General features: G+C 61.5%; 9 protein-coding genes, 1 tRNA gene and 1 pseudogene. 5 read left to right on the top strand and 6 right to left on the bottom strand.

Translation table 11 applies throughout. The features are described 5' to 3' along the window. Together JQ600_RS36520 and JQ600_RS36515 are read left to right on the top strand one after the other, a co-directional pair. Positions 1 to 682, top strand: a pseudogene (locus tag JQ600_RS36520) (hypothetical protein); the annotation flags it as partial. Positions 683 to 913: 231 nt separating this feature from the next. Continuing rightward, positions 914 to 1,723, top strand: coding sequence for a hypothetical protein (locus JQ600_RS36515; protein ID WP_409363341.1), 810 nt, complete (start codon positions 914 to 916; stop codon positions 1,721 to 1,723). A gap of 509 nt (positions 1,724 to 2,232) precedes the next feature. Here JQ600_RS36515 and JQ600_RS36510 read toward each other — a convergent pair. From JQ600_RS36510 to JQ600_RS36490, 5 genes are all read right to left on the bottom strand, one after another. Then, positions 2,233 to 2,409 (bottom strand): hypothetical protein, encoded by a 177-nt coding sequence (locus tag JQ600_RS36510; protein ID WP_212391352.1) that lies wholly within the window; start codon positions 2,407 to 2,409, stop codon positions 2,233 to 2,235. A 642-nt stretch (positions 2,410 to 3,051) separates the two neighbouring features. Beyond that, positions 3,052 to 3,387, bottom strand: coding sequence for a hypothetical protein (locus tag JQ600_RS36505; protein WP_212263493.1), 336 nt, complete (start codon positions 3,385 to 3,387; stop codon positions 3,052 to 3,054). Between the two features lie 1,300 nt (positions 3,388 to 4,687). Further along, positions 4,688 to 4,762: transfer RNA gene (locus JQ600_RS36500), tRNA-Val, on the bottom strand. 146 nt (positions 4,763 to 4,908) lie between these two features. Continuing rightward, positions 4,909 to 6,189 carry a hypothetical protein gene (locus JQ600_RS36495; RefSeq protein ID WP_212391277.1) on the bottom strand — a complete coding sequence of 427 codons (1,281 nt, stop codon included), beginning with the start codon at positions 6,187 to 6,189 and terminating at the stop codon, positions 4,909 to 4,911. A 144-nt stretch (positions 6,190 to 6,333) separates the two neighbouring features. Beyond that, positions 6,334 to 6,999 (bottom strand): DUF1134 domain-containing protein, encoded by a 666-nt coding sequence (locus JQ600_RS36490; RefSeq protein ID WP_212263495.1) that lies wholly within the window; start codon positions 6,997 to 6,999, stop codon positions 6,334 to 6,336. Between the two features lie 153 nt (positions 7,000 to 7,152). Between JQ600_RS36490 and JQ600_RS36485 the strand changes: the two genes are divergently transcribed. Continuing rightward, complete coding sequence (locus JQ600_RS36485; protein ID WP_212263496.1) at positions 7,153 to 7,617, top strand: YHS domain-containing (seleno)protein; 465 nt, start codon at positions 7,153 to 7,155, stop codon at positions 7,615 to 7,617. A gap of 18 nt (positions 7,618 to 7,635) precedes the next feature. Here the strand turns inward: JQ600_RS36485 and JQ600_RS36480 are convergent, their stop codons facing one another. Further along, a complete protein-coding gene (locus tag JQ600_RS36480; protein WP_212391279.1) occupies positions 7,636 to 8,463 on the bottom strand; it encodes a 3'(2'),5'-bisphosphate nucleotidase CysQ in 828 nt (275 codons plus the stop codon). Between the two features lie 163 nt (positions 8,464 to 8,626). Here JQ600_RS36480 and chpT point away from each other — a divergent pair, with 163 nt between their 5' ends. Continuing rightward, complete coding sequence (gene chpT / locus JQ600_RS36475) at positions 8,627 to 9,274, top strand: histidine phosphotransferase ChpT (RefSeq protein WP_212391281.1); 648 nt, start codon at positions 8,627 to 8,629, stop codon at positions 9,272 to 9,274. A gap of 195 nt (positions 9,275 to 9,469) precedes the next feature. Then, the coding region (locus tag JQ600_RS36470; RefSeq protein ID WP_212490434.1) for an Hpt domain-containing protein at positions 9,470 to 10,026 on the top strand (557 nt) is incomplete at its 3' end.

Genomic DNA, 10,026 nt, shown 5'->3' with positions numbered 1-10,026 from the left:
GTTGACGCCGCAGCAGACCGCATACCAGCGCATGCTGACGGGCGATCCGATTGACGCGATCGAACAGGCGCGGTCGTACCTGAAGAAGGGGTCCGCTGTGGCCTATTACGAAGAAATCTTGCTGGGCGCCTTGCGATTGGCTGAGGCCGATGCCGCCCAAGGCCGGCTTGACGACGTCAGGCTCGAGAATATCCACGAGACGGTTTCCGAAATCATCGAGGATATGGCCTCGCACGAGACCGCTGAGGGGAACGCGAGTGCCGAAGCGCCCGCCAAAAAGGGGAAGATCGTCAACATCGACGCTCGCAAGCTGGGCAAGCCGGTTTTCTGCATACCCGGACTGGGTCGACTCGACGATTGCGCCGCGCTGATTGTTGCAGATGCGCTGAAACGTGAAGGGATCAACGCCCGTGTTTCCGGCGCCGATACCGAGATTGACGCCGGCAACGCGGAAACGATCTGCGTCTGTTTTCTGGAGGAGGTATCGGAGGCGAGGTTGTCGTTTACGGTTCGCAAGTTCTCCCGGCGGGCAGCTTCGGCCAGGATCATCGTCTGCCGGTTGGGAAATCAGTTCGAGGCGGACAAGGAGCAACGGAGTGATGATGTAGGGCCGCAGTCGCTCGCGACTACCATCGCCGCTGTAGCCAAAAGTACCAGCGTCAAAACGCGTCGGGAACAATAGGCAATGTCCGCGAGTTCAATCCTGGCATATCGCTCCCAAGCGTGCGCCGGGAAGGGGCGCTGAACTGCGGGCTCGACCTGTCACGAAACGAGGAGAGAAAAATGAACGGTTTGATTTATCTGGTTGGTTTGGTCGTCGTCATCCTGGCCGTGTTGTCCTTCTTCGGGCTGCGCTGACATGGTGAAACAGATTGAACCCGGCGCGGCTCCCATTGGAGTCTCCCCGAGGTATTTGAACTGGACGCCGGCGATCCTGGGTGCGCTGGTGGCAACCGCGCTGTCGTCGATCCTGTTGGCGTTCGGCGCGACCGTCGGGTTGGGGATCTCGTCGACGGCGCCGACGTGGCGGGACGCGTCCGCCGCACTTTGGATTCTGTCGGGACTCTATCTCATTATCCAGGCCGCACTGAGTTTCGGCGTGGGTGGCTACATTGCGGGGCGAACGAGTGTCGCGCCGGCCGTTTCGGATGCTGACGAAATCGAACATCGCGACGGCTTGCATGGTCTCGCTGCCTGGGCGCTCGCCGTTGTTCTCGGGGTGGCGCTTGCGGCCTTGCTTGGAAGCGCGTCCCTGACGCGGTCCAACAGCAACATCTCCTCCGCACGAACCAGCGCTGCAGAGCCGCTGTTAAGCTATGAGATCGACCGGTTGTTCAGGCCGTTGCGCCGCGCCGCGAACGTGGACCTTTCGCAGGAGCGGGCGGAGGCCGGACGAATCCTCCTGACGTCGTCGAGCCATTCGGGAATGAGCAGTGAGGATCGATCCTATCTGGCTCAACTCGTCGCAGCGAATACCGGTCTTGCCGGGCCCGAAGCCGAAAAACGGGTCGACGGCGTGATCGCAAATTCTCGGGCCGCGATAGCGAAATCTCGCCGGAGTTCGGTGATCCTCGCGTTCTCCGTCGCCGCGGCCCTGTTGCTGGGTGCTGTCATCGCATGGGCATCGGCCAGTATCGGCGGCCGCCACCGTGACGGGGCGCCGATGCCGCATTGGATGGGCGCTCGCGGGTCTGGAGTAGCCTATCGACGCGAAGCCGCGTGAACTGGTGAGGTGGGGTGAGGTGGATCGGATGAGAACCCCCGACCTCACCCCCGAAGCCGTATTGATCGCCTGTCCACAATGCAACGCGTGGCCGATGGCCTTGAACATCGTGAAGCCGTCCTGGTCGTCTCGGCCGATGATTCAATTTACCTGTCCGAAATGCCATTTTACCTCCGAGGCAGAACGGCGCGGATACGCGAGATCTGGCTCCGATTAATCCTTGCGCCGTCGGCCATTCTCGTACCGCGCGACGGCGAGGCGTTCGAGATCAAAACTATGTCGGAGGTGTGGAAGATCAAACGGCTGGTATCTTGGCGACGAGTTCGGGCAATGGCGCAGCGGGCGCCCTGATTGTGATCCTGCTGTGGACCTATTACTCCGCTCAAGTATTCCGGTTTGGATCGGAGGTGACCAAAGCAATTGCCGATGCGCGGTGACCCGCACATCACAATCGAGATTCCGCGCTCGCAGTAACCAGCGGCACTGTCTTGCTTCCACGAGATGGTTTGCTATGCATGCAGGCGATCGCTGCGCTTGACGTCGTGGTGCGGGTTAGCCTTTGCGTAACCCGCCTCGTCTGTCGTCAACGAACGATCGGAGATGGAGCTGATAAAATCCCTGTGCAGGTAAGTTGGTCTCTTGGTGCCATCGAACAGCACGGCAACGCCTGTGTTGCGATAGCTCATTCCGGTAACGGTCCCGGTCTTGCCGGCCAGAGCCGGGCACCGGGCTGATCCGAGTTGATTCACCCTGAAACGAGTGCCGACAACCAATCTGTTGATTTGGTGAGCCATCCTTCCACCTGTTCAATCGAGCGATTGCACAGCCTGCGGGGACCGATTGAAATCGTTTCTGGTTTCGTTGTCTGCCCGCTAGCCGACAATTCATTGCAGTCAGTTGCTGCGTTTTCCCGATCCAGATGAAGCTGTGCCTGGTTTCCGTCTCTTCGTGCGACCCTGCGTTCAGTCGAATAGCGCGGAGTGGTAGGTCTTGCAGGCTGACCCTTTTGGACGGGTCGCAGCAGCGAATTTCATTTGGAATAGCTCGCGCCCGCTCGTACTATGTCGGGGACCTGACTTAGGGTCTGACCCCTCAAAACAGAACTCGGCATGGAGGCGGTTATGGAATTAATCCGCGGTGAGGAGGTGGCTGTTTTGGAAAGCCACACCAACAAAATCTGCAGCACATGCGGGAAGCGGTTGGCCCTGATTCGAACGATAGTGAATCCTCGCACCGGCTGCATCGTCCACATGTTCGAATGCCGGTGCGGCCAGCGCACGTGGGAAGATTAGGACTCGTTTGGTCGGCAACGCACTGCCAGTCAGGCGCTACCTGGCCGTCGCTTTCCCGGCATGCCGGTGGACGAACTCCTGCAGGAAGCTCGGCAGTTCTCGCATCTGATCTGAGCAACGTTTCTGCAACTCGTGGGCGACCTCTGCTGAAACGTCTCTGCACCATCCCTCAGCGACATTAAAACCGGCAACGCGGACGGGGTTGCAGTATTGCCCCTCCAACAGATCGCGCACGACCGTTTCGAGGCCGGTATCGCCGACACCACTCCCCCGCCATGCTCGACCGAGGGAGCCAAAGTCATCGACCACCAGGTAGACTTCTCGATTGTGCTCGTTTGGAACGATCGATAGCGTCCAAATGGTCTTACTCATCAAGCAACTCCACGCAACGATACCCGTAGTCACAACAGCGCAGAGTGATTGCTTCAGGACGGCGAAAGGGCCCCGGATCGCTCCGGGGCCCAGGCATTGGCAAGAGGTACATCCGCTCTTGCCAACCGCCGCACTTCTCCGTGGCATCTATAGCCAAGACCCTGCAGAGACCTGCACCGCATTCGGCCGGGCCCGTCAGGCAGATAAGTGAGAGAAGAGGCGGTGAGATACTGCCTATCGCCCACTCAACGGCATGAAGGCTGCAGTGACAAACGATCCGATCAGCCCGGCTACGCCGACCAGCGCGAAGTAAACTTTGTCTTCCATCCTAAGTCGCGATCCTACTTATGGGCATCATAGCCCGGCTCGTCAGCGAGCTGCAGTCACTCTTCCGGAGTACTCCGATACGCGACGGGCCATGACCTTCGTTCGGTCAGTGGCGCCGTCGCTATGATCGAAGAGCGTCCGCGCAGTATGCGGCGCAAATTATCATCAGGCATGGTGCTGAGCGCGGATTGAGCGAGGGCGTAATCCGCCGTTCCCTTCCGGCAAAAGAGGCGGGTTATGCTGGTCATCAACAGTCGCGCCCGATCCAAGGGTCTAGCAATCACTTAGCTACAATTCGGCGGTAAACCTTATCCAAGTCATCACTTCCGATTTGCGGAAATCATGTCAAGCGCAAAATTTCCGAAAATCAAAAATATTCTGCTTTCCTTCGACCCAAATCACCGGCATATCTTCACCCATCCCGTCCCACTCAGAGGGGCGTTGGCCATCGTCACAACGAGGGGCGGGTCGCGGTGGACGCTGATGTTGCGATTGACGGTCGCGGCAAAGGCGTACGGCGAAAGCGTGTGGTCCTGGCGCCCGTAACGGCGTCAAGTCTTTCGGGAGCTAATGCTTCCGAGGGGCGACGGTGGCAATAGAGGCCGTCTCACCGGGGAGAGCGCGTTATAAGACGTAAAGCCACTGCGCAGGGAATGTCGGATGCTCTCCGCTGCCCTGTATGCTCGTGTGCAGCTTTCTTTGCACTATTCGCACACGAGACCGCGGGTGCAGCGCGCATCCGGCATTCCCTGCGCCCTCTGAATTTTGGGGGCGGGACTACACGTAAACCTCGGGCGCGTTGCGTCGCGAGAACGCGAAGTTATTTCCGCGTCATTGCGAGCGCAGCGAAGCAATCCATCTAGCAGCGCGAAGAAAGAATGGATTGCTTCGCTTCGCTCGCAATGACGGAACGGCGACGGAATGAATGCCTGGCTGTCTGAAATTCGAACCTGAACTCGTCCCGTCAGGACGATGGTGGACGCACAAGGGATCGAACCTTGGACCTCTCCCGTGTGAAGGGAACGCTCTCCCGCTGAGCTATGCGTCCGGGATCCGGCGAAATCAGCGCCGTCAGAGCCCGCGATTTACGAAGTGAGGGCCCATAGTGTCAAGCAAACAAAGCGGCCGAAACGGGACATAGCGTTTTCGAGCGAAGTGGAGGCCGGTTCGCGTGAAGAAAACGCGTCAAAAAAGTTACGCCCCTTGCTGGCGGGCGCGGGAGGCGTGCGACTGCAGGGCCCGGATTCGCTCGGCCAGGGTGCCGCTGCCTTCGGAAGGCGCGGTGGCGGCGCTGTCGTTGGCCGGCTTGGCAGGGGGTTTTGGCGCTGCCGGTTCCGCGGCCAGCATGGCCTCGATCGCCGAATTCGGCCCCTCCAGCTGGATAGCCAATTTGGCCACCTCGGCGGCGATGTCGTTGATGCGTTCGCGCAGCAGCGCGTTCTCCATCCGCTCGGTGGCCCAGGAGCTTTCGGCCTGCTGCTGGATCGCGTTGATGTCGCGCTGCAGCTTGGCGCGTTCGTCGCGCGCGACACGAAGCTGTTCCTCGACCGCGGCTTTCTCGCTGCGCAGCTTTTCGATCGCAGGCGAATTGCCGCCCTGGCTCAGGGCCGCGATCTCGACATGCAATTCCTTGGTCGTGCGCTCGGCGACGTCGTTGGCCTGCTTGAGCTGGTTGTTCTCGAATTCGCGTTCGGCCAGGAGCTTGCCCTGGGTGGCGAGCCGCGCTTCGAGATCGTTGACGCGGTTACCGAGCATTTCGGCTTCCTTGACCTGGATGATCAGCTGCCGGTCCAGATCGGTGACGCGTTGGCTCAGATTTTCGACGCGGCTGCGCGCCTCGTTGAGTTCGCGCGTCGCGTTGTCGGATTCGCCGCGCTCCTGCGCGAGCCGGGCTTGCGTCGCCGCGAATTCCTTTTCGGCGTCGCCGACGCGGCCCTTCAACTCCTCGATCTGGGTGCGCACCGCGACCAGCTCGACCTGGCGGCTGTCCGCCACCATCGAACGGTCGGACAGTTCATGATTGATCTTGGCAAGTTCGCCCTGCTTGTCGGTCAGCGCCTTTTCGGCGCCGCGCAGCATCTCGGTCTTGGCCGCGAATTCCTCTTCGGTGGCGCGCAGCTGTTCCTTCACCGCCTTCTCGCGCGCCTCGAGCCCGAAGATCGTGGCGTTTTTCTCGCCAAGCTCGATCTTCATGCGGTTGATCGCGTCGGATTTCTTGCCGAGTTCGGCAAGCTGGCTGGTGGTCTTGTTCTTGAGCTGGTCGACGCTCATCTCGAGCCGGCGCGCCGACATCGCGAATTCCGCGCGCAGCTGATCCTTGTCGGCCTGGATTTCAGCCATCGACAGCGGGGTGGCCGCTTCCAGTCGGCGGGTCGTCAGCCGGACCGCGCGGTTATGCACCAGCGGCACGATCATCAGGCCAAACAGCATCGAGACCAGAAAACCGATCGCCAGATACATGATCGGTTCGATCATGGATGGTCACTCCCCGAGGGCATAAAGAATTCGTTAATCACAATGCCATGGGGGACCGGCAAAAGGCCAGCCCAATGCCGCGTTAACCTGAATCGTGAAGATCAATGTGTGCTGCTGTTCAGAAAACCGTTGCTCAGGAAAAGGTCAGAACGGGTTCCAGGTCGCGCGCGGGGTAAATTTGAGATAGCCGATGTTGGCGCCGAGCCGCAGACCGATGCCGGAGCGAATCGGCACCAGCACGATGTTGTTGGCGGTGAGCGCGGTCATGCCGAAGCCGCCAACGATATAGGCCGAGCCGTCGATGCCGGCGAAGCGCTGATAGATCGCGTTGGTGGCGGGCAGATTATAGACCAGCGTCATGGTGCGGGCGCCGTCGCCGCCCCAGTCGAAGCCGACCGACGGACCCTGCCAGTAGACCCTGAGGTCGCCGGCGTTCTTGGTGTAGAGCGTGCCTTCGCCATAGCGCAGGCCGGCGACAAAGGCGCCGGAGCCTTCCTCGCCGAGCACGTAACCGTTCGGCAGGCCCCATTGGCTCACCGCGCGCTCGATGATCGATGCCAGCCCACGCGAGACGTTGCCGAAGAATTTGTGGCCGGCATTGACCAGCTCGTCCGGCCCATAGGTCGCCGGGCTCGGCGCACGCTGCGGCGGCGGTGCTTGCTGGATCGGTGCCTGCTGGTACGGCGCCTGTTGGCCCGGTGCCTGCAGCGGGGCCTGTTGCATCGGCCCCGACTGCTGCGCAGGTGCGGGCACAGTCCAGCACATCAGCGCGGCGAGCGTTACCGCGGCAAGGCGTGAGACGAAAATCATCAAAGAACCCCTGGTATCGAAATTCTGGCCGCAGCCTTAACCTGACGCCAACAAGCACGGCTCTAGGTTGCGCCCAGTGTCCCCTCGACTCGTATGTTATCGGTACCAACTATGACGGCACAACGGCAGGAAAGATATGGTTGGCGCCCCGGAATGGCCATTTTCGCCCTATGGGCAGGCTTTTTCGGAGTTCTCTGCCTTGATTTCACCGCCCTTGCCGCGACCACCGAACGGGTGGTGGTCAATCGCTATTCCGGCCTTGCGATCGAGGGGTTTGATCCCGTCGCCTATTTCACCGATTCCGTGGCCGTCCAGGGCGTGGCGGATTTCGAGGCCGCCGAGGCCGGCGCCGTCTGGCGCTTTCGCAACGAGGGCAATCGCGCTTCCTTTGTCGCCCACCCCGAGGTCTATGGCCCCCAGTTCGGTGGTTACGATCCGGTCGACCTGGTGCGAGGCGTTACCTATGCCGGTAACCCGCGGTTCTGGGTGGTCGCAGGCCAGCGGCTCTATCTGTTCGGCCGCGAGGAAAACCGCGATGCTTTCAAGGCCGATCCTTCGCGTTTCCTGAAAGACGCCGCCGCCCGCTGGCCGCGGCTCGAACAGGGTCTGGCGCAGTAAATCAGGACGGGGCTTGAATCAGAGAGGGGCTTGGGGATCGCCCCAGGCAATGAATTCCGGCACGATGAAGTCTTCGCGGCCACAACCAAAATGCAGCGCGGCGCCGGTTGAATCCGTGATCTTGCCGCCGGCGGCTGTAACCACCGCATGGCCCGCCGCCACATCCCATTCGCAGGTCGGCGACAGGCGGGGATAGATATCGACCGCGCCTTCCGCCACCCGGCCGAATTTGACCGCCGAGCCGAGTTCGGCGCGCACGGCTCCGGGCCTTGCGGCAATAAAAGCTTCGGTGCGGTCATCGCCATGCGACCGGCTGACGGCCACGGTCCAGGCTTTTCCCTTGATCGGGCAGGGCCGCGTCCGGATCGGCTCGATCCGCGGCGCGCCGCCGTCAATAAGGGTCAGCCGCTCGGCACCCCGGCCGACGATGCCGCGCCAGATCAATCCAAGCGCGGGAGCGTTGACGATGCCGAGCAACGGCACCCCGCCGGTCACCAGCGCCAGGTTGACGGTGAATTCGGCGCGGCCGGCGACGAATTCCTTGGTGCCGTCGAGCGGGTCGATCAGGAAGAAGCTGTCCTTGTAAGGCAGCTTCGCCAGGTGCGTCCGCTCCTCGGACAATGACGGTATATTTGGCGCCAGCCGTGCCAGGCCGTCGCCGATGATGCGGTCGGCGGCGAGATCGGCTTCCGTGACCGGCGATCCGTCGGTCTTGCCATCGACCGTCATGGAGGCGCGGTTGACGGCTAGGATCGCGGCGCCGGCCTGGATCACCAGATCGGTTAGCGGCTCGATCAGGGCCGTAGCGGCCACATGATCGATAACGGGCGGACTTGCCTCATTCATGAGCGGGCTCATTTGCTGTTCGTGTTCCCTTGACCGGTGCCGCCCCGTGCTGGCAGCACGCGCCTGCGCAGTGTATCAAACCACCGAGCATGCGTGATTCGTAACTGTCCGCCGGCAGTCTCTTGCAGCGATTGGGGACTGCGCGGCCTTCCAGGAAAATCTGATGTCTGGCACTCCGTCTCCCGGCGTCGCTCCCGACGCCCTCGAACTTGCGGCACTGCTGTGTTCGCGGGTCTGTCATGATCTCATCAGCCCGGTTGGCGCCATCGTCAATGGGCTGGAGGTCCTCGACGACGATCCCAAGCCCGAAGATCGTGAATTCGCGCTCGATCTGATTCGCAAGAGCGCCAAGACCGCCTCGGCCCGGTTGCAGTTCTGCCGGCTGGCGTTTGGCGCGGCCGGCTCGGCCGGCGCGCAGATTGATCTCGGCGACGCCCAGACCATGGCGCGCGGCCATATCGAGGACGGCAAGATCACCATCACCTGGAATTTGCCGCGGCTGTTGCTGCCGAAGAACCGCGTCAAGCTGCTCTTGAACATGCTGGTCATTGCGCAGCAGACCATTCCGCGCGGCGGTACGCTGACCATCGACCCGATCGGCGACGGCGAGACGATGAGCTTTCGCGTCACCTCGGCCGGCCTTAACGCCCGCGTGCCGCAAAACATCGCCGACCTCTTGAGTGCGAGTTCCAGTGCCGCCATCGATGCGCATGCGGTGCAGCCTTATTATACGCGGCTCTTGGCGCAGGCCTGCGGGCTCGCCGTGACGCTCGCGCTCGACGGCGACAAGGTGCTCGTTACCGCCGCCTGAGCGCCGCCACGGGGCGATTATGGTTAACCAAAGGTTGATATTGGGCGGCTGGATTCATGGCAGCCGTCTTATCTCTTTGTTGAGGCCGTTCTTTTCCATTTGCTCAACCAATATTAAACGCTTTGCATAGAAGCTGGCCAAGTTCCGTCGGGGCACGTCGATGTCGCGTGCCGGTGCGTTACGAAGGCCGGTTTCATGGATGATTTGTTGCGGGAATTTTTGACCGAGACCAGCGAGAGCCTGGATACGGTCGACAATCAGTTGGTGCGGTTCGAGCAGGACCCGAACAACGCGAAGATTCTGGATAACATCTTTCGCCTGGTGCACACGATCAAGGGCACCTGCGGCTTCCTCGGCCTGCCGAGGCTGGAAGCGCTGGCCCATGCCGGCGAGACCCTGATGGGCAAATTCCGCGACGGCATGCCGGTCACTGCCGGCGCCGTCACGCTGATCCTGTCCTCGATCGATCGCATCAAGGAAATCCTCGCAGGTCTCGAAGCCACCGAGAACGAGCCGGAAGGCAGCGACGAGGACCTGATCGAGAAGCTGCATCTGTTGGCGGAAGGCGGGGCGCATGATGCGCACGCTGAGGCCGAAGCCGTCTCCGTGGAAGCGCCGGCGCCGGTCGTAGCCGCGCCCCCTATACAGCCCGCGAAGACACAAGAGGTTGCCAAGGGCACGCTGGTGGATCAGGTGCTGGAACGGCCGCTGCGTCCGGGCGAAGTCTCGCTCGACGATCTCGAACGCGCCTT

Origin of the sequence: Bradyrhizobium sp. AUGA SZCCT0176 (assembly GCF_018130145.1) — a bacterium.
Taxonomy (GTDB): Bacteria; Pseudomonadota; Alphaproteobacteria; order Rhizobiales; family Xanthobacteraceae; genus Bradyrhizobium.
Note: the sequence above shows the minus strand (reverse complement) of the source record. Positions and strands in the feature narration are given on the sequence as shown.